We start from the raw sequence: 23587 nt of genomic DNA, 5'->3' as shown, positions 1-23587 counted from the left end.
ATCTATGGCTACAGAAGTGAAGTGCCCCAGCTGCGGACATGGTTTCCCTATTGAGGAAGTAATGGCCGAGGAATACAAGCAGCAGCTCAGGCTGAAGATGCAGGATTATACCCGCCAGAAAGAAGAAGAATACCGCAAAAAAGAAGACGATTTTTCCAATCGTGAAAAAATACAGCAGCAGCAGTTTGAGCAGCGCCTTGCCGGCGAAAAAAAAGCACTGCAACTAACGCTCGAAGAAAATCTGCGCAAATCTATCGCCTCCGATTTTGAAAATCAGTTGCTGATGCTGCAGAATTCGGTCAACGCAAGCGCCGAAAAGCTGAAAGAATCGCGCCAGAAAGAACTTGAGTTTTTACAGCGCGAGCAATCCCTTAAGCAAAAGGAAGAGGAAATGGAGATTTCCATGCAGCGCAAAATGCAGGAACAGCGGGCCGAATTGGCAGAGCAGATCCGCAAGCAGGAGATAGAAAAATATGCCATTAAAGATACCGAGCACCAACTCAAGGTAAAAGAAATGGAAAAACAACTGGACGATCAGAAACGCCTGGTTGATGAGATGAAACGCCGTGCCGAGCAAGGCTCGATGCAGTTACAGGGCGAAGCGCAGGAGCTGATCCTGGAAGAATTGCTGCGCCAGTATTTCCCTTTTGATATGATCAGCGAAGTAGGCAAAGGCGTACGCGGTGCAGATTGTGTGCAAACCGTGCGTAACCAGTTTGGGCAGGAATGTGGGCGGATCATATATGAAAGTAAACGCACTTCGGCTTTCGGGGGCGATTGGATAGATAAGCTGAAAAAAGATATGCGCGCCATGAATGTGGATGTGGCGGTTATTGTAACGCAATGCTATCCGAAGGGAATGGAATGCTTTGGTGAAAAAGACGGCGTGTGGATCTGCAGCTTTGACGAGGTGAAAGCGGTATCCTACATCCTGAGGGATGGCGTTGTAAAGCTGGCCAATATGGCAAAGGCGCAGGATAATAAAGGCGATAAGATGCACCTGCTGTATGATTATTTAACCAGCAGCGAATTCTCCGAACAGTGGAAGGCGATTCGCGAGGGGTATATGAGTATGCGGGTGTCTATCCAAAAAGAGCGTGATGCAATGGAGAAATTATGGAAGGCACGGGAAAAGCAACTTGAAAAAGTGCTGCTGAATGCCGCTCACATTAAAGGTTCTATTGAAGGTATTGCAGGTTCGGACGTGATCCAGTTAAGCCTGGGCGATGAGGAAGACCAATTATTATTAGACTAAAGCGATTTTTACAACTATTAGGTGTAACTATATCCCTATATTTGATAAAAGTCACCTCCCGAAGTAGCTTCAAAAATTTGGGTGTAATCAGGGTGATTAAAAAAAATCCTATGCTTAGCAATACAGGTATTAACAAGGTGATATTAATGGGGACCACCAGCGGGCCGTTCCTGAATGTGACAGATCGGAACCAGGAGTTCCTGTGCTTTGATCTGATCACTACAGAATACATTAAAAAGGGGTACGACCAGATAGAGCACCAAGAATATCACCACATCAAAGCTTCTGAAAAACTCATTACGCAGGAATCGCTGTCGATAGTTGAAGGGCAAACGTTGTACATAGAGGGAAAAATTCAAACTACCTCCTTTGTAGATGAGCAGCGGATAAAAAGATACCGCCTGGAGATCATCGCCAACCGGCTGGATATTTTAAGTACCATTGATGCGGCCGTATCTAAATAACCGCAGAATAAATTTTCGGGTTTTTTTCAACATTGCTGCCTTTGAGAAAATAAGCTAATTTTACCGCCTCATCACCGGATACTTTCACCATTACCTATGGCCGATATAACAGCTTTGCAGCAACAGGCGGTAACACTGCTTCAGCAATTAATTTCAATACCATCTTTTAGTAAAGAAGAAGACCGCACAGCCGATCTGATAGAGCGGGTTTTGCAGCAGCACAGCGTAATTACACACCGCAAGCTCAACAACATCTGGGCCTGGAATAAGTATTTTGATGCAGCCAAACCAACTATATTACTCAATTCGCACCATGATACTGTAAAGCCCAATTCCGGGTACACCCGCGACCCATACGATGCCAAAATTGAAGACGATAAACTTTTCGGCTTGGGCAGTAATGACGCAGGCGGATGTTTGGTATCACTTATCTCGGTATTTCTGTATTATTTTGAGCAGCAGGGGCTAAAATATAACTTTTGCCTCGCCACCACTGCCGAAGAAGAGATCTCAGGCGTAAATGGCCTGGAGCTCATTATTCCCGAACTTGGTCAGCTTGATTTTGGCATAGTAGGCGAGCCCACCCTGATGGACCTTGCTGTTGCAGAACGCGGACTGATGGTGCTGGATTGCACTGCATATGGCAAAGCGGGCCACGCCGCACGTGAAGAAGGGGAGAACGCTATCTATAAGGCATTGGCAGATATCGAGTGGTTCCGTAATTTTAAGTTCCCCAAAGAATCTGAAGTTTTTGGCCCGATAAAAATGTCCGTTACGATTATTAACGCTGGCTCTCAGCATAATGTGGTACCCGCTACCTGTGTGTTTACGGTTGATGTGCGCGTAACAGATGCTTACCGCAATGAAGAGGTTCTGGAGATTATCCGCCAGCACGTAAGCTGTGAAGTAACGGCGCGATCAATAAGATTAAAACCATCATCGATAGATAAAAACCACCCATTTGTACAGGCAGGTATCGGCCTTGGCAGAACGCCGTACGGCTCACCAACCACTTCAGATCAGTCGCTGTTAGATATACAGTCCATCAAAATTGGTCCCGGCGATTCGGCACGTTCCCACATGGCCGATGAGTTTATTTACGTGGATGAAATAGGCAAGGGGATAGCGTTGTATATCGAGATGTTGGAAAAAGTAGTCAGATAGTACTATGTTGAACAACGTTGGGTTTACCTCTTTGGAAACCGAAAGGTTTGTTTTAAGGCAGCTAACCTTGCAGGATGCCGATGAGATCTTCGTGCTGAGATCGGATGGGGAAACTAGTAAATTGATAGACCGGCCAACAGCTACCCATATTAGCGATGCCATCGCCCACATTAATAAAATTATTAATCTGCAGGAACGTGGCGACGGTTTCTTCTGGGTGATCAGCTCTAAAAACCAGTCAAAATTACTTGGTACGATACTGTTTTAAAATATTGATAGAGAAAGCGATGTTGTAGAGATAGGGTATGAATTAATGCCTGCTCACCAGGGGCAAAGTGTTATGTACGAGGCATTGCAGCGGGTTATTAGCCTTCGGTTTCAATACACTTCAGTTAAAGAAAGTAATTGCTGAGGTGAAATCACACAACACCCGATCAGTAATTTTGCTTAAAAAATTCAACTTCTATCAGGCGCCCAACCCTGGGGACGCGAACGGGTATGTTATTTACAGTTTAGATAACCCCGATCTGGATTAATATCGCTCCGGTGCAAGCCAGCTTGCCAACAAACCCCATTTAATTTATATTTGCAGCATGAGCAAGCTTTGGCAAAAAACCACCAACGTAAATCAACTGGTAGAAACCTTTACGGTAGGCCGCGACCGCGAGCTTGATCGTGAGATGGCCGCTTTTGATGTGCTGGGTTCCCTTGCCCACACCACTATGCTGCAAAGCATTGGCTTGATGAGCGCTGACGACCTGGAGTTGGTTCAACAGGAATTGAAGGCCATTTATGCCGATATACAAAATAATAATTTTGTTATCGAGGATGGGGTAGAGGATGTGCACTCGCAGGTAGAGATGCTGCTCACCCAGCGGATTGGTGATGCCGGCAAAAAGATCCACAGCGGCCGTTCCCGGAATGATCAGGTGCTGGTTGATCTGAAACTTTTCTTCCGCCACAAATTAAAAGAAGTTGTTGAGGAGGTGGAAATACTGTTTAAACAACTGATCTCGCTAAGCGAACAGCACAAAGAGGTATTATTGCCGGGATATACGCATTTGCAGGTAGCTATGCCCTCCTCTTTCGGCCTGTGGTTTGGTGCGTATGCCGAGAGCCTTGCCGATGACCTCGAGATGGTTTTAGCTGCCTGGAAGATCACCAATAAAAACCCACTAGGCTCTGCTGCGGGTTACGGCTCATCGTTTCCGCTCAACCGTACCATGACGACACAACTTTTGGGCTTCGAAAGCCTGAATTACAACGTAGTTTATGCCCAGATGGGGCGTGGAAAAACCGAGCGGATCATTGCCCAGGCACTCTCTTCGGTGGCGGCAACTATGGCTAAAATGGCAATGGATCAGTGCCTGTACCTGAGCCAGAATTTTGCTTTTGTAAGCTACCCCGAAAACCTTACTACCGGCAGCAGCATTATGCCGCATAAAAAAAACCCGGATGTATGGGAAATTATGCGCGGTAAATGCAACCGCCTGCAGGCCCTGCCAAACGATATAGCCATGATGACGACCAATCTGCCGTCGGGTTATCACCGCGAACTGCAGCTATTGAAAGAGTTATTGTTCCCGGCTTTTGCCGACCTGTTGGATTGCCTGCATATGGCCACCTTTATGCTGCAAAATATTAAAGTAAATACCAATATTCTGGCTGACCCCAAATACGCCTACCTTTTCAGCGTGGAAGAAGTAAACAGGGCAGTGCTTAATGGCACCCCATTCCGCGATGCATACAAACAAGTAGGCCTGGCAATAGAGCAAGGCGACTTTAACCCGGATCACAACATCCACCACACTCATGAAGGAAGCATCGGCAACCTCCAAAATGAGCAGATCTGTGCTGCCATGAGTAAAGTGATTGGAAGTTTCGGGTTTGAAAAGGTAGAGAAGGCGATAGAGATTTTAATCGGCAAGTCGGAAAGTCCGAACGAACGCTTTTAATAACCCTGCAAAATCTTCCGGACTTTCGGTCTTCCCGGACTTTCGGACTTTAAAAATCATGAACGGACAAAACAGAGCAGATATATACCCCGGTCTGGAGGTTGAAATTATACTTAAGAAAGATCAGCGCAGCGGCAAACTTACCCGTGGCATTGTAAAGGATCTGCTTACCAGTTCCGCGTTTCATTCCCGCGGCATCAAAGTGCGCCTGGAAGATGGGCAGGTAGGGCGCGTGGCTGAGATTGTGGAGGAGGATTTTTAAGTCCAAATACCATCGCCATACAAAGTCCGACAATAAATTATTGGAATTTGAAATCTTCCCGTAAATTGCCATGGTCTGTGGCCTATCTACTACGGACCCAACTATGGCCCCCCTCAAAGAACCCAGAAAGAATTTTTTCTTCCGTATGGACGCCCATTACCGGGTGTACATTGCCCTGTTTGCAGGTGCCGTTGCATTTTTATTCAGCAGGCACTTATCATCGGTACCGGCTATTGCATTAATAACCTGGATAGCATTTGCGCTAACGATCATTATATTAAATTGGGCTATTATTATCTGGGCGCACCCTAAAGAGATCCGCAAAATTGCCAGATTGGAAGATAGTAGCCGTTATCTTATTTTTTTATTCGTCACAACGGCCTCCCTGGTGAGCCTGCTGGCCATATTCCTGCTGTTGAAGTCATCAAAGGGCCAGTCGGAAGAACAAGTGGCGGCTTATGTATTCCTGTCGATGGGGGCTGTTATTGTTTCCTGGTGGCTGGTGCATACGGTTTACACCATGCGTTACGCCCACTTATATTACAGCGTAGATGAGGGCAAGGGTAACCCGGTTGGCGGTCTTGAATTCCCCGGTGATGATAAAGAGCCCGACTATCTGGACTTTGTATATTTCTCCTTCGTACTGGGGATGACGTTCCAAGTGTCTGATGTCGAAATCTCCTCCAAACGGATCCGCCGCATTGCCTGGGCACATGGGTTGATCTCTTTTGCGTTTAATACAGCAATTGTAGCTTTAAGTATCAATGTAATATCGGGCCTTGTTGCAAAATAAAAATGGGACATTTCTCTCAAGTTCTTTCAACCAAGATATTTATGTGTTAGCTATCCGTGCCGGTAGGGGGTAAGTGATCTTACTATTCGGGACTTTCCTCTTCAATCCTCGAATGCTTCTTCGTATCATTCATGCTGATGTACACCACGAGTGATGCCACTATACAAGCTGTTACATACCAGTAGAACCATTCCTGGTGACCGGCATTTTTAAACAGCAGGGCAATGTATTCTGCTGAACCGCCAAAAGCAGATACAGCAACGGCATAGGGGAAACCAACACCCAGTGCGCGGATATGCGCCGGGAAAAGCTCGGCTTTAACCACAGCGTTGATAGAGGTATAATTGCTGACAATGAGCAGAGCCAGCATAATGAGCCCGAAAGCTACGTATTCATTTTTAGTATGGCTGAGTGCGATCATGATGGGTACGGTGGTTAGTGTACCCAAAATACCGAATGCATTTAGCAAAGGTTTGCGGCCAATTTTATCAGACAGCAAACCATAAAGCGGTTGCAGCAGCATAAAAATAAACAGCGTAAAAGTAGAGATGAGCGTAGCCGTGTTTTTGCTGAAACCGCTGGTGTTCACCAGGAACTTTTGCATATAGGTTGTGAAGGTATAAAAAGCCACCGTTCCGCCTACCGTAAGGCCGATTACGGTTGCCACAGCTTTGGGGTGCTGTAATAATGCTTTGATGGTACCCCGGCTTTGGTTAGCCTTATTCTCTTTACTGGTAAAATTAGCAGGCTCGTGCAGGCTGCGCCGCAGGTACATGGTAATGATGGCCAATGCCCCACCAATCGCAAACGGGATTCGCCAGCCCCAAAGTTTTAGCTGCTCATCGGTTAAAAATACCCGTTGCAGTAATACCAATACCCCTAAAGCCAGTAACTGCCCCATGATGAGTGTTACATATTGAAAACTGGAATAAAAGCCGCGATGCTTTTTTTCGGCCATTTCGCTGAGGTAAGTTGCACTGGTTCCGTATTCACCGCCAACACTTAAGCCCTGGATGATGCGCGCAAAAACCAATAATATAGGTGCTGCGATGCCTATGTGCTTAAAATCCGGGGTTATGGCTATGATCAGTGAGCCTGCACTCATGAGCAGCACAGAATAAGTCAGTGCTGCCTTGCGTCCTTTTTTATCTGCGAAAGTTCCCATGAGCCAGCCGCCAAGGGGGCGCATCAGAAAGCCGATAGCAAATACACCTGCCGCATTTAACAATTCGGCTGTTTTATTGGCCGAGGGGAAAAAAGAGCCGGCAAAATAAAGCGAAAAGGCCGAATAAACATACCAATCGTACCATTCCACCAAATTACCCAGCGAACCGCCAATGATGGATTTAATGCGCGAAGCTGTGGTGACGGGCGTAGCAGGTAAAGCAGTAGTTTGCATTTTTAAGAAGAAAAATTTTACAAGCCAAGGTATAAAATAATGAGCACGAATAGCGTAGTCATCATGAAATGCTTCCATCAAGTTTCATTCAAAAACCGGTGAAATCTTTTGAACAGGGTCACCAAAGGTTCTCCAACAATTTGTCTACCTTGTATCATGCTTTTCACCGAAGACCTATTACATTATATCTGGAAGTTTCGCTTGTTCGACAGACTGGACCTGCGCACTACTGAAGGTGAAGAAATAGAAATTTATTCCACCGGGATGCACAACACCCATGCCGGCCCCGATTTTCAGAATGCACGGATCAGGATAGGGGAGACCACCTGGGCCGGAAACGCCGAGCTGCATTTAAGCTCTTCTGACTGGCAACGCCACGGCCATACTACCAACAATGCTTATGATAACGTGATCTTGCATGTAGTATATAGCGACGATGCGCCGGTGACGTTATTGAGCGGCCGCCGTTTGCCTACCCTAGAGTTGAAAGAAAGGGTTAACCCAGAGCTGTACCAGCGGTATCATAACCTTGTTTTTGGCAACCAGGTGATCATACCCTGCGAGGGGAGCATCAGGCGGGTAGACCCGTTGACGATGAAAAACTGGCTAACACGGGTCTTGGTAGAGCGATTAGAAAAACGCGCCGAAGGGGTTACCGCTGCCCTCATCAAAAACCGCGGCGACTGGGAAGAAACATTCTACCAATATTTAGCGGCTAACTTTGGGTTTAAAACAAATGCTTTGCCTTTTGAACTATTGGCTAAATCGCTGCCGCAAAACATCCTGGCTAAGCATAAAAACAATCCGCTGCAAATTGAGGCGCTTATGTTTGGGCAGGCCGGTTTTTTAAACAGCGAGCCGGCAGATGATTATCCGCGCAGCTTAAAAGCCGAATATGATTACCTGCGAAAAAAGTTTAACCTTACGCCGGTGGAAAACCACTTGTGGAAGTTTCTGCGGATGCGGCCACAAAATTTCCCGACGGTAAGGCTGGCGCAATTTGCGGCTTTAACTATACAGAGCAGCCACCTGTTTTCCAAAATATTGGAGACAAAGGAAGTGAAAGCTTTAAGGGCATTGTTTACAGAGGTGACGGTGAATCCTTATTGGGAGAACCATTATCGTTTTGATAAAGAATCGCCCACAGTTGGAAAACAACTTGGGCAATCTTCTGTTGATAACTTGTTGTTGAATACGGTTGCGGTATTTCTGTTTAGCTATGGTAAACATATGCAACAGGATTATTTTACCAGCCGTGCCCTCAAACTTTTAGAAAATATACCTGCTGAAAATAACCACATTACAACAGATTTTGCTACCTTAGGAGTAAATATTATTAATGCTTTTGAATCGCAGGCGCTGCTGGAACTCAAAAATAACTACTGCGATTATAAGAAATGCCTGCAGTGCGGCGTTGGAATTAAAATATTAAAACCCGGTTAATATGCTACAGCGAATCCTTACCTTTTTTGAGCGCTACTCCTTTGGGGTTTGCACTTACCTGGGCGACCGTTTCAACGTTTCTATCGCCAAAATCAGGTTATTTTTTATTTATACGTCGTTCCTGGCGGTAGGTTTTCCGCTGATATTTTACTTTTTTGCCGGTATCGTTTTAGATTTCCGAAACTACATCAAACGCAGCAGAACCAGGGCCGTGGATATGTAGTTTATCTAACTAAATTACTTTGTCTCTAATCAGGGTATCCTTAATCCGCTCTTGCTAGCTGTTTTTACTGTCCTGCACTATTGCTGCCAGCACCTTTTAAAACATGTCTCGATGGTACGTTCCCATCGCCATGACACAACTTTATTTAGGTTTCTGGGACTTCTCTTCATCTCTATTTATAAACAACGGCTTTGGTATATTGCTACCGAGACGCTGGTTGAGTTTGTCAATGATATAATTGATAAGTTCCGGGCTGTAGCGCTCATTATGCTGATGGATAAAAAACCAAACTGATTGCAGCCCCAATTCTTTCCACTTTACAATACGGTCTACCCATTCGTCGCAACGGGTGTAATCGGTTGTATGCAAGCTGTTACCTACGAAGCGGATAAAGGCGTGAGGGGTAGGCAGCATCATATGCAGGCAATCGCGTCTTCCACTGGCATCTGTGAGTATACTGCCGATGTTGAGTCGTTTAAATAAGTTGAAAACGGCCTCCTTATTTTTAGGCACAGCAAACCAGTCTTTATGGCGCAATTCTACATAGACCGGCACATCGGTTGGTAATTTTTCCAGGTAGGCAGTTAATTCCGGGAGACTTTTAGGTGTATAGTTATTGCTCAATTGCAAAAAGAGCGGACCCAGTTTATCACCAAAGGCCATAATGCCTTCGTAATATTTAGTGGTAATCTCGTCGGCATTTTTTAACCGGCGGTAATGACTAATACTTTGCGAGAATTTTGGGCAGAATTTAAAGTTGGGATTACTGTCAGTTTTTTCTTTCCACTTTTCAATCGTTTCCGGGCCGTAAGTTTTGTAAAAGGTAGCATTGAGTTCAATGCTGTTAAAATGTTTAACATACTCATTCAGGAAGTTGGCCTCTTTGGTTTTTGGCGGATAGAGCTTACCCACCCATTCCTTCCGCCCCCATTTGGCGCATCCGGAATGTATCTGTAGTGGTTTGGTGGTATGGGCAGACCGCAGCGTATCCAGCGTAAAATCCGGATCGGGAGGAAGGGTGAAATCTACAAAATTAAGTTCTTCAGCAGGTACACGGCCAAAATCCATATCACTAATATTTTTGGCAAGATAGGAGTTCTTTAACAGTTTGAAAGACCAAAAAGCGGGTTGCCGAGCTGCAATCCGCTTTTTGATCTTGCCCCATTTACTAATAAGGGCTCAGCGAAGGCATTAACTACAAGAACATACCGCCCGATGCTTCTATGCGCTGGGCGTTGATCCAGCGCGCATCGTCGGAACACAGAAACGCAATCACGCCGCCAATATCATCCGGCTGCCCTGGCCGTCCTAAGGCAGTTATTGACGAGATAAAATCGTGCATGCCCGGGTGACTGTCGAATGCTCTTTTAGTAAAGTCGGTTTCAATGATACCGGGGGCAACCAAATTGGCCGCAATGCCACGGCTGCCCAATTCTTTTGCCAGGTATTTGGTAAATACTTCAATAGCGCCCTTCATGGATGCATAGGCGGCATAGCCCGGTGTAGCAAAGCGGGTTAAGCCTGTAGAAAGATTGATGATGCGGCCGCCATCGGCAATTACGTTCAACAGTTTTTGCGTTAAAAAATAAACGCCTTTAAAGTGAACATTGAACAGGTTATCAAAATCCTCCTCTGTGGTTTGCGCAAAAGGTGCTGCGGCATCGATGCCCGCGTTGTTCACCAGGAAATCAAATGTGTTACGGTTCCATTTATTTTTTAGCACTTCAGTAAGCGTAGTTTTAAAATTCTCGAAGGTGGCAACCTTTGAGGTATCTAATTCAAGTGCTGCAGCTCTGCGCCCTAAAGCTTCAATGGCAGCCACAACCTCCTCCGCTTCTTCTTTTTTGCTTCTGTAAGTTATAATTACGTCTTTTCCTTTTGATGCCAGTTTAAGCGCAGTGTTTTTACCAAGTCCCCTGCTTCCGCCGGTTATCAGTGCAATTTTGTTAGTGAGTTCCATTTGTTCTTTGTTTTAAGATGATGGTACAAAGGTGCAGCTAATACAACCGTAAAAATGGTGACAAGTTCAGTTTAAATGGTGACAGTTTCCGATATTGGAGAAGGCAGGATGAGCTGGATTGATTTTTTGATCGCAGAGGTAGAAGAGTAGGGGCGGAGAATGATGGGGTTTTGGTCTTACTTCGTAGAGGTGTGATACTTGGCGTCTTTTGCCAAGCAGATTTAAATAGATACGCTATTATTTTTGACGCTCATTTTTGCGGCATGCCACAATTATGCAGAATCAGCATAATATTATTGCGCCGGCACCACCTCATATACCTGTTCCCGGTATTGTTTCGGGGTAACGCCCTCAAAACGTTTAAAGAACTTGGTGAAATTAGATGGATCGAACGTGAGTTGACCCGCTATTTGGTTGATCGGGATATTTTGCTGCAGCAGATCTTTGGCCAGATCCATTATTCTTTTCTCAAAGAAGTAACAGGGAGATTTGCCAGTGGTAAGTTTAATGGTATTGCTGAGGTGTGTGGGGTGAATAAAAAGTTTACCTGCCAAATCTCGTATCTCAAACATATCCATAACACGGTTGTGCATTAGGTCGTCCAAGTGTTTATCAATCTCCCTTAAAAAATCCGCAGTAATTTCATGCTGGCGGGCAAGGATCTTTTTTGGGATGGGTGTAGCAGGCATAGCAGACTATTTTACACCTCAAATTTAGGAATAATAAATCATGTCAGGGGTAGAAGCCATACAACGATCAAGCACCTGATCCGGAACGATAATCGTTGCCTGCAGCATGATTAAACGGGTCAGTCGTTCTTGGGTTCGGCGCAATCAATTGTATCATGCAACTATAGGCCCCTTAAACGTTGGTTTTCTTCTTTTTTTTGATGCCTGCTCGTAGGCATATGCCAGTGTGATCAGTTCACCCTCCATCCATGCAGTGCCAAAGAAGGAGAGGCCCATAGGCAAATCATGCCAGGAACCCATCGGTACAGTGATATGCGGATAACCTGCCATTGCAGCGGGAGTAGAGAAAGAAAAGCCATTATCGTAATCTCCGTTTAGTAGATCGATGCAGCTGGCAAAACCGTTTGTTGGCCCGCAAATGGCATCCAGTTGATGAGTTGTTAAAATAGAATCGATGGCGTTGCGGCTTACTGTGGTTGATTTTGCCAACGCATCGGTATATTCTTTACTGGTAAGGTCGCCTTCTGCCTGAGATTTTATCAGCGTTTCCTGTTTGAAAAATGGCATCGCTTTATCTTCATTTGCACTGTTAAAGGCAATAACATCGGCCAGGTTCTTCACTTTGGCATCGGCGGTGCTGAGGTATTTGTTCAGTCCGTCTTTAAACTCGTAGTGCAATACCAGGGATTCGGCCCCGTCTGCAGGTTTAAGCTGCTTGTAAAGCTCAACTTCCACAACGTCGGCGCCTTGCTTTTTCATAACGGCTATTGCTTCATCAAGCAATGCTTTTGCAGCCGGCGGCAGAAATTCTATTTTTTCAATCCCAATGCGTTTGCCTTTCAGGCCGTTTGCATCCAGGAATTTGGTGTAGTCTTTTTGCGGTTTGCTTTTTAAAGTGTAGGTATCATGCGGGTCGATCCCGGCTAGAGCACCCAATAAAATAGCGGCATCTTTGACCGTGCGGGTCATTGGCCCGGCGGTATCCTGGGTAATAGAAATGGGGATGATACCGGTACGGCTCAGCAATCCTACGGTTGGTTTGATCCCAACCAGCCCATTTACCGACGAGGGGGAAACAACAGAGCCATCAGTCTCGGTACCAACAGCAACCGCGCATAAATTGGCGGATGCCGCAACGCCGGATCCTGCGCTGGAACCACTTGGCCCACGATCCAGCACATAGGGGTTCTTGGTTTGCAAACCTCTGCTGCTCCAACCGCTGGTAGACCTTGTAGAACGAAAATTGGCCCACTCACTCAGATTGGTTTTCCCCAAGATCACCGCGCCTGCCTCACGCAATTTATGCACGATGAATGCGTCCTGTTTGGCAAAATGATCCCCAAGGGCAAGCGAACCCGCGGTGGTATGCATAGTGTCGCCGGTGTCGATATTATCTTTGATCAGAACCGGAATACCATGTAAAGGTCCGCGGATCTTACCGGCTTTACGTTCCTTATCCATTGCATCGGCCATGTCTGCAGCGCTTTTATTCAGTTCAATAACTGCGTTCAGCTTTGGGCCGTTTTTGTCAATAGCTTCAATTCTTTTTAAATAAAGATCAGTAATGGAGCGGGAAGTATGACTGCCATCTTTCATTTTTTTCTGCAGGTCATCTATAGTTGCTTCGTTGAGCTCAAAATCGTCAGAAAAAGCGTTATCAGATTTATCCGTAGCATCCGGCATGCCGGGCTTGCAGGATGCAGCGACAAGAGTGCTTAAGCTTAAACCAGCTAATGATCCTGTTTTTAAAAAATTTCTTCTTTGCATAATGGGGCAGGTGTATAAAATTCCATCCCAATTTAGGAAAAATAACAAGCTTTAGCGCGTTAAGCAAGTCAATTTGCTAAAAATTCAGGCTTGGCAGATGGAGGGATGATCAAGTCCTTATTAAAGTTGGGTAGCAGGCGGTGTAAAACTTCGGGCGGCATGTTGCCAACATCAATAAATGTCCAGTTTTGGCCATTGTCGGCACTGATACCTAAAAGGTAGGATCTGCTTTTATACCTGCCTGCAGCTGTACGGATATAAATATCTTCCGGCACCAGGCAATGGATCTCGTTCCCTGCAGTATAGAATTTCCCCGGAGAAGCAATGCCGCCTGAAAAACCCGTAATACCCTGATATTTCAATTTGGCCATGCGGTCCGTGATTAAGCGCTGCAGTTGTTCCTTACCACCGCTTAGCGTAATCAAAGCAGGATAGGTAAAAGCGATAGTAGTTTTATAATCACCCTTGAATGTGGCCTGTGCCATTAAATTTGCCTGACGCTTAATAATTGCGGTATCCTGGCAATTAGCGGTGAAAGAAAGTGCAAATACGAAGTAGATCAAACAAAGAAACCGCATCAATTTTTGGGCAAGGATATCGTTTTAGAGGTATAACCACTTAGGGCTGTTGTTTAACTTAATTTATAACGGGCTCCTAACAAAATAATTGCAGAGATTTCCAAGTTTCAGCGGTTTTGTTGCTCCAAATATGGATCTGATTATTGCATCGCTGGCATGCTAGGCTCCGGAATGACCAGTTCCTTATTGAAGTTTGGAAACAGCTTTGGTATTTGTGCAATGGTGTTTTTATTGAGATCGAGGAAGGTCCAGTTTTTCCCTTTATCTTTACTGATAGCCAGTAGGTTGCTATGCACGGCAAACGTACCGCCGGGGGTCTTCATATTGATGATCTCAGGTACCAGGCAATGAATTTCGGTACCCGCCTTATAAAATTTACCGGGTGTGCCAACGGAAGCATTGATAAAACTAACGCCCTGTGTTTTCATTTGGTTGATGCCTGTGGTCATCATTTGTAACAGTTTAGCCTTGCCGCCGCTCATCTGGATCACCTTTGGGTACATATAATCAATAACAGTGCTGTAATTGCCACTGACAACAGCTTGCGCAACCAGATCTGCCTGTGTTTTTAACGCGCTGTTGCCCTGAGCAAAAAGGGTTAAAGGGAGAAGTATTAAAAGGGTAATTCTAAAGATTTTTCTCATCGTTTCTTTTTAGCATTCTTTTGCAGCAGCACTTGTTTCGCAAGTTCATCGGTTCCGTCAACCTTTTCGCTGATCTTCAGGCCCAAAATTGCGCTGATCAGGTTGTATACGTTAACATTAGGGAACGAGTTAATGTTTAAGTGTTTTTTAAATGCCGGCCCCCAGGCGTAAAATGTAGCATGCATGTCTTTTACTACAGTCGGGTCGTACCCGTGCCAGCCGGGGCTGATGGTTTTACGATTGTAAAGGTTAAATACTTTTGGCCAGTTAGGAATCAGTACAATATCGCCGATTCGGTTATGCCAGTCATCGCTTGCGCTATAATGAAATCTTGCCGGAATATTGGTTTTAAGGTACACCTTGTAATCTTTGGCCTCTTTGCTCAGTTCCTCATAAGTGCTCTGGATAGCAGCCTTGTCTTTCGCGTACAACTCCACCAAAACACCATCTCCTGATACTTTAAATTTAGTGGTATCAATGGCTGCGGGGATCTTGATCGGGTCCTTGGTGTCAACCTGGGTCATGCCGTGATCTGATACGAAAACAAAATTTACATCCAGTCCCGTGGTTTTAACGGCCTTATTCAATTCATTTACTGCAGAATCAACAAAGTGTACTTCATGCGCAGTTTCGGGCGCTTCAGGGCTGTAGAGATGGCCTGCATGGTCAACCTGCGGCAAATAGAACGTGATGAAATGGGGGCGCTCATCGGCAGGCAGTTTCAGCCAATTCACCACCGCGCTAATGCGGTTGCTCATAGCTATCTTTTCGTTATAAACGTAGTAGTAGGAAGGACGCACGTTTTTTATAGCAGCTTCTGATGCCACCCAGTAAAAGCTTGCCGCCAGCATATGTTGCTGCTCTGCAAGTACCCAAAGTGGTGTGCCGCCATACCAGCTGCCATCTGCTACTTTGGTCTTGTTGCCCATGGTGTAGCTGTCGTTCCGGCCGCGGTCATAAAAGGTATTGTTCACCAGCCCGGAATGGGAAGGATAGAGGCCGCTTACCATAGCGTAGTGGTTGGGAAAGGTGACCGATGGGTATGAGGGCACCATTGAAGATGCCTGTACGCCATCCGCGCGGAGCCTTTTTAAGTTTGCAGCGTTGTATTTATCGGTGTAGTCCCAGCGGAAACCATCAGCAGAGATGAGTATCACATAGGGCTTGTTTTGCTGTGGCAGGCTGTTTTTACGGCCGGCGATGATCTTTTGTGTGGTATCGATAACTGGTAGTGCAACCTGGCTGAATCCACTTAAACAAAACAGGCTAAGGCAAAGGAGAAAGGTGTATTTCTTCATGAAACATTTCTGATCCTCAAAAATATGGAATTGTGGTTAAGATAATGGTACCTCAGCGTTAATGTTGCCTTAAGCTGTTAATTTGAAGGTTGGTGGGTGACCGCAGTGTTTTCTACCAAAATATGATGAAATTGTAAGCTTTTTGACCGCGGAACCCTCAAATACTTTACATTGCATCATATGAAAAAATTTCTGTGGATAGCCATTTCATTTATCGGCATTACCGGGTTAGCCGCGGCGCAGTCGCCGGTGGTTGGAAATGGCCAGCTCGCCGTAAAGGATGGTATTATTGTTAACAAACACGGGGTGCCGCCACAATTGCGTGGTGTAAGCTTTTCCTGGAGTCTTTGGGCAGGACGAAAATATTACAACCCTGCGGTGGTTGACTGGCTGGCAGATGATTTTAAAGTTTCGCTCATTCGGTCGTCCATGGGCGTACAGCCGGATCATGGCTACCTGCAGGAGCCATTACTGCAAAAGCAGTTGATGAGGACTATTGTAGATGAAGCCATAAAGAAAGGTGTTTACGTGCTGATAGACTGGCACGATCATAACAGCCATCTGCATATTCCTCAATCCAAAGCTTTTTTTGCTGAGATGGCACAAAAATATGCTGGCGTACCAAACGTTATCTATGAAATTTGGAATGAGCCGGAACGCGTTAGCTGGGACACCGTTAAAAATTATGCGCTGCAGATCATCCCCGAAATAAGAAAATTCGATAAAGACAACCTCATTGTGGTGGGCAGCCCGCATTGGGATCAGGATATAGATATCGCGGCAGCAGATCCGATCAGGGGGTTCAGCAATATTGCGTATTCTTTTCACTTTTACGCTTCAGATAAAAATCACCAGGAAGGCCTACGCGCAAAAGGCGATAAAGCCATACAAATGGGCCTGCCTATTATGGTTAGCGAGTGGGGGGTAGGGGAATCAACCGGTGATGGCGAATTTGATAGGCAGAAAACCCAGCTTTGGCTAAACTGGATGGAAGACCACAAGCTCAGCTGGGCTAACTGGAATTTGACAGACAAGCAAGAAACAACAGCCCTTCTTCATCCCGGTGCCCCCGCAAACGGCGGCTGGAAGCAAAATCAGCTGACGCCGGCGGGTGACTACATCCGGCAGGTGCTGCGTAAACTGAATAAATAAAGGCGATCACGTTTTTTTGAAAAACGTCTTAATAATAATAAAATTAAATACCCATTCGTATTGGCATGTTGCTTAAATTGTAAAAAATTTAGCGGGTGGAACAAATGGGGAAAGCTTTAATTTTTTTTGTGGTTTTATTGCCGGCCCTATTGGATTTTGGTTGCTCTGGTAAAAAGAAACTTTACATTAGTGAATGCAACCCTAATATCCATTTTAAGAAAATAAGCCTGTCGCATCTAACCGACAGCGTAAAATTTTATAATAAGCAATACGTGGAGGTGTCTGGTAAGTACCAGGAGGGCAAGAATGTATCGGTGCTGGTAAGCGACAGCACATTTGTTGACCATAGCAATAAGCATTCATTGTGGGTCAATTTTACGCAGGATTGCCCCTTGTACCTATCCGGTACACAGCAAGGGCTTTTCTCGTCGGAAGACGGAAGTTATTTAAAACTTAATGACCATAAGGTAACCCTACGGGGAAGGGTTGAAATTAATTCCAAAGGCTACAGTGCAACAATCAACGAAGTGAGCGCAATTGAGCTTTACTAAAAATATTGGCAAACTTATTGCTTAGTTTCCATCAAAACACTAAATACGATGGAAACCAATAAAACTAATCAGCAAGCAAAGACGAATGACAACGCATCAACACCAGATAACGATAATTTAGTAGGCAGTAACACGATCAAAGACCCTGATGAGTGGACAACTGGTGCCGAACCAATGACAGGCGCACAGCAGTCGTATCTTAAAACACTGTCAGACCAGGCGGGAGAAGAGATCGACGAAACGCTTAGCAAAGCCGATGCATCCAAAAAAATTGACGAGCTGCAGCACAAAACTGGCCGCGGCTTAGAAGACTAAATAATTCGCGGGAAATTGGCTGTAGCGTTTGGGTTTGCTAATTGCAACATTAAGCAATCGTAACTTCCTGATAGCTATGGCCAATACTGCCCGCCTGTTAAAAATCTATTTAAAGTATAAAGATTACTTTATTCTATTTTTTGCAACCTTATTTGGGGTTGTTAAAAAGTAACCGGGCCTTAATGCTCCACAACCAGCTTATTGGTTTCTATAAAAGTTTTGAGCATTGCTATAGACGTATCGTCACTTTGGCTTTTTAAGATATTTTTTGTCGACGTCATGCTGTCGATGAAGTCATCAGCGGTGGTCTTGTTTACCTTTGTAAAGCCCATAGACCAGTTTGGAAAGTTTCGTTCGGATATTTCCCGCTCCATCATAACCAGGATGTTTTTATGGCGGGTGTCGTTTTGGATCCGCGCGAAGATGAAATCGATATCTTCCGCTTCACCCTCCAATGCTTGTATAAAAGTACCATCGCTGTAAAGCAACACACCGGTAACATGATGTGCTTCATTGTACTTTCGGGCCGACGCCAGTATGTTTAACAGTACATCATCGCCAAGGATGCTTTTAGATGTGCTGATGTAAACCAGATTTGTCATTATAAAAAATAATTTTGATGCAATTTACAGTGTAAAAAATCCACTGTATGGGTATGAACGAAATAAACGGCTTGTTAGATTTCGAATTGCAAGCCATCATAAGCCAATTTTATATTTGGCGGCAGTTCCTGTGAAATATCTTCGTGCTTGCCTAACCGGTGACTTATATGGGTAAAATAAGTTGTATCTGCGCCTATATCATTAGCAAAGGCCTTGGCTTCCTCCAATGTAAAATGCGAGATGTGCTTTTCTTTTTGCAGTGCATTCACTACCAGTATCCTGGTGCCAAGTATCTTTTTCCGTTCTGGCTCTGATATGGATTTGGCATCGGTGATGTAAGTAAAGTCATTTATCCTGAACCCGGTAACCGGTAATTTATAATGCATTACCTGTATAGGTATGAGATGGATTGAACCGATGTCAAACGGCGTCATATCCAGAAGATGCATATCTATCTGCGGAATCCCGGGGTAACCCTTGTCATCAAAAACATAAGGGAATTCCCGTTTAAGCGCAAGTTGTACGCGGTTGTCTGCGTAAATTGCTACCGCGCCCTGCTGCTTGTAGTTAAAAGCACGGATATCATCCATCCCGGCTACGTGATCTTTATGTTCGTGGGTAAAAACAATGGCATCTAAATGCATCACCCGCTCACGCAGCATCTGCTGCCTGAAATCCGGCCCGGAATCTATCACAATGGTTTTATCTTCACTTTCTATCAGGATAGAGGTACGTAAGCGATTGTCCCGGCTATCGGTTGATGCGCATACTTCGCATTCGCAGGCTATAACGGGTACGCCCTGCGAGGTACCGGTTCCTAAGAAAGTTACTTTCACAGTTGCAGGGAGGTTTGTTTTAACTGGTGTAAAAATGCTGATTGCTTATCGTCCATCAGGTTATGATCAATTTCCAGCGTACGGGCCAGATCAGCTACGGCGGCGATCCGGCTCTCAAGGTTGGCAAATTTGTTTACAACTACTACCCGGCTGTTTTGCAGCAGGCAGGCGCCTGTTTTAAAGTTACCTTTTTCATACCTCACCTTGTAACCCGCTGTTTTCAACAGGAGTTCCAATTTCTCAAGTGTGTGGTTGGTAGCAGTAAGCATGTTTTCAAAAATAATAAAATACCCGTTAAGCTTAACATGCCATCGGCGCTTTTTTAGATTGCTGTGGCAAATCTTTTTAAAATTCCGGATCGATACGGGGTAGCTGGAAAAAGCAATTGTTATTAAAAGGAAGCCTCCCCGGTTCCCCTCAGCATGTCAACAACAAGCTGTTAACAATGATGCTAAGACGGAACTCTGGCTGCGGCATGCAGCGCGCGCACCTGGCGCTACAAAAAATAACGTTTGTGATAACTTCTAAAGGCCAACCTGGTCCTGCCATTGTGGTAAAGCGCTATTTACCACGGTTGCGTATTACGGCTGTTATTAATTTCAAATAATTTATATCTTGTACCTCAATTAGTCCCCAACCCTTTAAACGTATTTTGATTTATGATTCAAAAGCCAGACAGGTTTCTTTCGCTGGATGTATTTCGCGGAATGACGATTTGTTTTATGATCATCGTGAACACACCCGGCAGCGGTGCACATCCTTTTGCGCCGCTTGAGCATGCCGCCTGGTTTGGCTTCACACCCACAGACCTGGTATTTCCATCTTTCCTGTTTGCAGTGGGTAACGCCATGAGTTTTACGTCGCGCAAGTTTGAGGCCATGGGCACCGGTGCTGCGCTGGCAAAGATCTTTAAACGCGCTTTCCTGATATTTTTGATAGGTTATCTGATGTACTGGTTCCCGTTTTTCGAGCCACACAATGGCGTTTGGGGACTTAAGCCTTTTGCTACCACCCGGGTGATGGGGGTATTGCAGCGTATCGCGCTCTGTTATCTCTTTGCTTCGTTAATTGTTTATTTTATTAAGTCTTTCCGGGCTATTTTAATTATCAGCATATTGCTGCTGTTAGGCTACCAGATTTTACTATTAGCTTTCGGTGATCCCGCTGCCCCTTATGGTATGCTCACCAATGCAGGTACGTACTTTGATAAATTCGTATTGGGTGATAATCACCTCTACCATGGCGAGGGTGTAGCCTTTGATCCGGAGGGAATACTAAGTACATTGCCTGCCATAGTTAATGTGATCTGCGGCTATTTTGCCGGCAAGTTTATCCAGCAAAAAGGCAAGGAATATGAAGCGTTGGCCAAAATACTGCTGGTTGGCTACCTGTTTATCTTTATTGCAATTTGCTGGAACATTAATTTCCCCATCGGGAAGAAATTATGGTCTAGCCCTTTCACCTTGCTTACCGTAGGTTTGGATCTCGTGATCATCTCTGCACTGATCTACATCGTTGAGGTGCGAAAATGGACTGCTGCTAACTGGCCCGCGTTTTTCACAACGGTAGGTAAAAACCCGCTGCCGATCTACATCCTTTCGGAGATCCTGATCATCGCTTTTTGGATGATTCCGCTGGGCGGCAAAAACCTGTTAGATGCCATTAACGGGTCCGTTTACCAGGTAATTGCACCTGGGCCTGTCGGTTCATTGCTTTTCGCTATTAGCTATATGCTGGTTTGCTGGCTGGTAGGTAAACTGCTGGAAAAGAAGAATATTTATATCAGGGTTTAAACCGTTCTGGCCCTTTCAATCCGTCCTGCCGGTTTATTTCTGGTGACGGATTGAAAGGTGCCTAATGCCTGAAACTTTGCCATGGGATGCTGAAACAAGTTCAGAATGGGTGATGAATAGGCCTACCAGGTTTTACACTTTAGCTCCTAGCACGAATCGCCACGCCCAGCGGGTTAAGGTGTTGAAACCGCCCCAGCTATCCACAAATTCAATAATATCGCCGAGGCAGTTTTGTGTGAATTTGTCCCTGAAATTTTTGGAAGCAGCTTTATATACAGCATCAGCATCTTTCAAGCCGATGCGTTCGTAGATCTCCTTACGCACGTACATCGTACGCACAAAGCAAATGTTCATGAGGATAACAAAGCTATACAGGCTCTTCTTAATGATGCCGGCTTTGTCAGTGTACTTTTTAAGCAAGCCTTTGGTAAAGTGAATATGGCGGCCCTCCTCTATATTGTGCAATTCAAATACTTTTCTCAGTACCACATAAATTTCAGGCGCCCTCCTTGCTCCATTACCATATACATCCGTGATAAGTTCTACAGACAGGCTACCCATAAAAAGGTAATCTGCAGGCAAGTATTTTGTGCTGATGGTACCCGACAATTTATGCAAAGCATTTTGTTTAACAGGTTCACCATTTAAAAGCGCAATGGCTTGGGCAAACATTTCCTGGTGGCGGTACTCCTCAATAATTTCCCTGATCAGGAAGCGGTGTTCGGCACTGGTGGGCGGTAATTCCAACAGATGTTTAGCCATAAATACACAAAAAAGAGCTTCTCCCCAGCCATAAGAATAAAGCACTTGCACCACTTCGTGCCTGCCCAAATCGGCTTTTTGCTGCTTTGTAAGGGTGTTATAAACCGGCAAACCTTCCAGTGTTGTCAGCTTCTCGGGGAGATACAGATCATCAGGGCCGGCAACTTCCTTCCAGGGCACGTAAGTTTCGGGCATCAGGGGCCGTTCCTTACTTATTTTGATGAGACGTTCTATTTCCGCTTCCTTCATACGCTAAGATAACGTTTAAACGGGGGATATGGTTGTATATTGTTTTGGATTTAATAGGGGAAGAGGGCGAGATAGGTAAGGCCAATTTAATCCTCTTTTGCGTACCAATGCGCGGGTCGGGCAGCGAAGCGAACCGAGGGTGAGTCAATTCTGCGAGCGATAATTGAAGTGGTCGTCTAACCCTCTTTTTGCGTAGCAAAGAGAGGGTCGGGCAGCGAAGCGAACCCGGGGTGAGTCAATTCTGCGAGCGATAATTGAAGTGGTCGTCTAACCCTCTTTTTGCGTAGCAAAGAGCGAGTCGGGCAGCGAAGCGAACCCGGGGTGACTATGATCTGCAAGCAATAGTTGAGGTGATCGTTTTACCCTCTTTTTGCGTAGCAAAGAGCGGGTCTGGAAGCATAGCGAACCCGGGGTGATTCTGATCTGCGAGCAATAGTTGAGTTGATCGTTTTACCCTCTTTTGCAGTTGAGATGATCGTTTTACCCTCTTTTTGCGTAGCAAAGAGAGGGTCGGGCAGCGAAGCGAACCCGGGGTGAGTCAATTCTGCGAGCGATAATTGAAGTGGTCATCTAACCCTCTTTTTGCGTAGCAAAGAGAGGGTCGGGCAGCGAAGCGAACCCGGGGTGAGTCAATTCTGCGAGCGATAATTCTCTAACCGCTAACCGCTAACCGCTACCTCAAATCAACCAATTCCGCACCGGGGTGGTCTTTTTTATTGTAAGCGAACGACGCATCGCTCACCGATTTAACAGATGCAAAACTGCGAAGCGTATAAGTGTAATGGCTACCGTTCTTATCAAAGATCATAGCGCTATACAGCTGATTTTTAACTTTATCAACCATCAGTCTTACTTTAAAAAAGGTTTTGCCGGCTTGTTCGGGGGTAAGATCGATCACCTGGTAAATTTTTGCGCCTATTTTCTGCTGGCCGGTATATAGGTATTTATATCCCTTTTCGTACATCGTGAAAATTTTGGCCGGGTTAAACCCTTCTTCGCTATTATCGGCATCGGCTAGTTGAACTTCGTTGGCATCTTTCAGATAGGTCCACTGGCTTTTACCATCGCTGATAATCTCTTGCGTAACATTAGATTTGGCAGCAGAGCCATTTTCGTAAATGGTAACCTTGTACTTATTGGTTTTAGATTTGGCCAGTAACGTACCGGTCTGGGTTTGTTTGATCTTGGCCTGCTCATTATCAATCAGCAGGGAAAAGTCGGTTTTTACGGCATCATACGTGCGGTATTGCTGGCTAAGCTTATTTAAAATTGCTGTAGCTTCTTTATCTTTTTGGGCGAAAGCGCTTGTAAAAGCAAATATTGAGGTTAATATTATTAGGCAGATTTTTTTCATGTTTTTATTATAGGGTAGCGTTCAGCGAACACTAATTTTAAGAATTGAAGGACATGAATTATACCAATTTGTTTTAGTT

26 protein-coding genes are annotated in these 23587 nt (G+C 45.2%); 13 read left to right on the top strand and 13 right to left on the bottom strand.

Features of this window, described 5'->3' with window-relative positions:
• Nucleotides 1-4: 4 nt before the first annotated feature.
• The 7 genes from A0256_21310 (at nt 5) to A0256_21280 (ending at nt 5893) form a co-directional block, all read left to right on the top strand.
• The gene (locus A0256_21310; GenBank protein AMR33792.1) at nt 5-1255 is read left to right on the top strand and encodes a hypothetical protein; all 1251 of its coding nucleotides are present in this window, start codon (nt 5-7) and stop codon (nt 1253-1255) included.
• Between the two features lie 77 nt (nt 1256-1332).
• Nucleotides 1333-1719 carry a hypothetical protein gene (locus A0256_21305; GenBank protein AMR33791.1) on the top strand — a complete coding sequence of 129 codons (387 nt, stop codon included), beginning with the start codon at nt 1333-1335 and terminating at the stop codon, nt 1717-1719.
• Nucleotides 1720-1815: 96 nt separating this feature from the next.
• Entirely contained in the window at nt 1816-2883 is a 1068-nt protein-coding gene (locus A0256_21300; GenBank protein ID AMR33790.1) for an acetylornithine deacetylase, read from the top strand.
• A gap of 4 nt (nt 2884-2887) precedes the next feature.
• Nucleotides 2888-3151 carry a hypothetical protein gene (locus A0256_21295; protein AMR33789.1) on the top strand — a complete coding sequence of 88 codons (264 nt, stop codon included), beginning with the start codon at nt 2888-2890 and terminating at the stop codon, nt 3149-3151.
• Nucleotides 3152-3476: 325 nt separating this feature from the next.
• Complete coding sequence (locus tag A0256_21290) at nt 3477-4838, top strand: argininosuccinate lyase (protein ID AMR33788.1); 1362 nt, start codon at nt 3477-3479, stop codon at nt 4836-4838.
• 58 nt (nt 4839-4896) lie between these two features.
• On the top strand, nt 4897-5100 hold the full coding sequence (locus tag A0256_21285) for a hypothetical protein (GenBank protein AMR33787.1): 204 nt from the start codon (nt 4897-4899) through the stop codon (nt 5098-5100).
• Nucleotides 5101-5203: 103 nt separating this feature from the next.
• A complete protein-coding gene (locus tag A0256_21280; GenBank protein AMR33786.1) occupies nt 5204-5893 on the top strand; it encodes a hypothetical protein in 690 nt (229 codons plus the stop codon).
• Nucleotides 5894-5975: 82 nt separating this feature from the next.
• On the opposite strand, the gene A0256_21275 is transcribed toward A0256_21280, so the two are convergent.
• A complete protein-coding gene (locus tag A0256_21275) occupies nt 5976-7292 on the bottom strand; it encodes an alpha-ketoglutarate transporter (GenBank protein AMR34640.1) in 1317 nt (438 codons plus the stop codon).
• 156 nt (nt 7293-7448) lie between these two features.
• On the opposite strand from A0256_21275, the gene A0256_21270 reads away from it, so the two are divergent.
• Entirely contained in the window at nt 7449-8735 is a 1287-nt protein-coding gene (locus tag A0256_21270) for a hypothetical protein (GenBank protein ID AMR33785.1), read from the top strand.
• A 1-nt stretch (nt 8736) separates the two neighbouring features.
• Nucleotides 8737-8958: a PspC family transcriptional regulator gene (locus A0256_21265; protein ID AMR33784.1), complete on the top strand. Its 222-nt coding sequence runs from the start codon at nt 8737-8739 to the stop codon at nt 8956-8958.
• A 141-nt stretch (nt 8959-9099) separates the two neighbouring features.
• Here A0256_21265 and A0256_21260 read toward each other — a convergent pair whose 3' ends face one another.
• From A0256_21260 to A0256_21230, 7 genes are all read right to left on the bottom strand, one after another.
• Nucleotides 9100-10026: a hypothetical protein gene (locus tag A0256_21260; GenBank protein ID AMR33783.1), complete on the bottom strand. Its 927-nt coding sequence runs from the start codon at nt 10024-10026 to the stop codon at nt 9100-9102.
• Nucleotides 10027-10153: 127 nt separating this feature from the next.
• Nucleotides 10154-10918: a short-chain dehydrogenase gene (locus A0256_21255; GenBank protein ID AMR33782.1), complete on the bottom strand. Its 765-nt coding sequence runs from the start codon at nt 10916-10918 to the stop codon at nt 10154-10156.
• Between the two features lie 293 nt (nt 10919-11211).
• A complete protein-coding gene (locus A0256_21250) occupies nt 11212-11607 on the bottom strand; it encodes a DNA-binding protein (GenBank protein AMR33781.1) in 396 nt (131 codons plus the stop codon).
• Nucleotides 11608-11760: 153 nt separating this feature from the next.
• Entirely contained in the window at nt 11761-13374 is a 1614-nt protein-coding gene (locus A0256_21245) for an amidase (GenBank protein ID AMR33780.1), read from the bottom strand.
• 68 nt (nt 13375-13442) lie between these two features.
• Entirely contained in the window at nt 13443-13952 is a 510-nt protein-coding gene (locus tag A0256_21240; protein ID AMR33779.1) for a hypothetical protein, read from the bottom strand.
• Nucleotides 13953-14092: 140 nt separating this feature from the next.
• A complete protein-coding gene (locus A0256_21235) occupies nt 14093-14596 on the bottom strand; it encodes a hypothetical protein (GenBank protein AMR33778.1) in 504 nt (167 codons plus the stop codon).
• Nucleotides 14593-15894, bottom strand: a complete 1302-nt coding sequence (locus A0256_21230) for a phosphodiesterase (protein AMR33777.1) — start codon at nt 15892-15894, stop codon at nt 14593-14595. The genes A0256_21235 and A0256_21230 overlap by 4 nt, the downstream gene beginning before the upstream one ends.
• Nucleotides 15895-16074: 180 nt before the next feature.
• Here A0256_21230 and A0256_21225 point away from each other — a divergent pair, with 180 nt between their 5' ends.
• From A0256_21225 to A0256_21215, 3 genes are all read left to right on the top strand, one after another.
• Nucleotides 16075-17046: a glycosyl hydrolase family 5 gene (locus A0256_21225; protein AMR33776.1), complete on the top strand. Its 972-nt coding sequence runs from the start codon at nt 16075-16077 to the stop codon at nt 17044-17046.
• Nucleotides 17047-17150: 104 nt separating this feature from the next.
• Nucleotides 17151-17597 carry a hypothetical protein gene (locus A0256_21220; protein AMR33775.1) on the top strand — a complete coding sequence of 149 codons (447 nt, stop codon included), beginning with the start codon at nt 17151-17153 and terminating at the stop codon, nt 17595-17597.
• A gap of 48 nt (nt 17598-17645) precedes the next feature.
• On the top strand, nt 17646-17912 hold the full coding sequence (locus tag A0256_21215) for a hypothetical protein (GenBank protein AMR33774.1): 267 nt from the start codon (nt 17646-17648) through the stop codon (nt 17910-17912).
• A 179-nt stretch (nt 17913-18091) separates the two neighbouring features.
• Here A0256_21215 and A0256_21210 read toward each other — a convergent pair whose 3' ends face one another.
• The 3 genes from A0256_21210 to A0256_21200 all read right to left on the bottom strand — a co-directional run bounded on the left by A0256_21210 (nt 18092) and on the right by A0256_21200 (nt 19619).
• Nucleotides 18092-18514 carry a hypothetical protein gene (locus A0256_21210; GenBank protein ID AMR33773.1) on the bottom strand — a complete coding sequence of 141 codons (423 nt, stop codon included), beginning with the start codon at nt 18512-18514 and terminating at the stop codon, nt 18092-18094.
• A gap of 74 nt (nt 18515-18588) precedes the next feature.
• On the bottom strand, nt 18589-19350 hold the full coding sequence (locus tag A0256_21205; GenBank protein AMR33772.1) for an MBL fold metallo-hydrolase: 762 nt from the start codon (nt 19348-19350) through the stop codon (nt 18589-18591).
• Entirely contained in the window at nt 19347-19619 is a 273-nt protein-coding gene (locus A0256_21200; GenBank protein ID AMR33771.1) for a hypothetical protein, read from the bottom strand. The genes A0256_21205 and A0256_21200 overlap by 4 nt, the downstream gene beginning before the upstream one ends.
• A 390-nt stretch (nt 19620-20009) precedes the next feature.
• Here A0256_21200 and A0256_21195 point away from each other — a divergent pair, with 390 nt between their 5' ends.
• On the top strand, nt 20010-21143 hold the full coding sequence (locus A0256_21195) for a hypothetical protein (protein AMR33770.1): 1134 nt from the start codon (nt 20010-20012) through the stop codon (nt 21141-21143).
• A gap of 132 nt (nt 21144-21275) precedes the next feature.
• On the opposite strand, the gene A0256_21190 is transcribed toward A0256_21195, so the two are convergent.
• Entirely contained in the window at nt 21276-22154 is an 879-nt protein-coding gene (locus tag A0256_21190; protein AMR33769.1) for a hypothetical protein, read from the bottom strand.
• Between the two features lie 673 nt (nt 22155-22827).
• Nucleotides 22828-23508 carry a gliding motility protein gene (locus A0256_21185; protein ID AMR33768.1) on the bottom strand — a complete coding sequence of 227 codons (681 nt, stop codon included), beginning with the start codon at nt 23506-23508 and terminating at the stop codon, nt 22828-22830.
• Between the last annotated feature and the right edge of the window lie 79 nt (nt 23509-23587).

This window comes from Mucilaginibacter sp. PAMC 26640 (assembly GCA_001596135.1).
Lineage (GTDB): Bacteria > Bacteroidota > Bacteroidia > Sphingobacteriales > Sphingobacteriaceae > Mucilaginibacter.
This window is presented reverse-complemented; position numbering and strand designations above follow the sequence as displayed.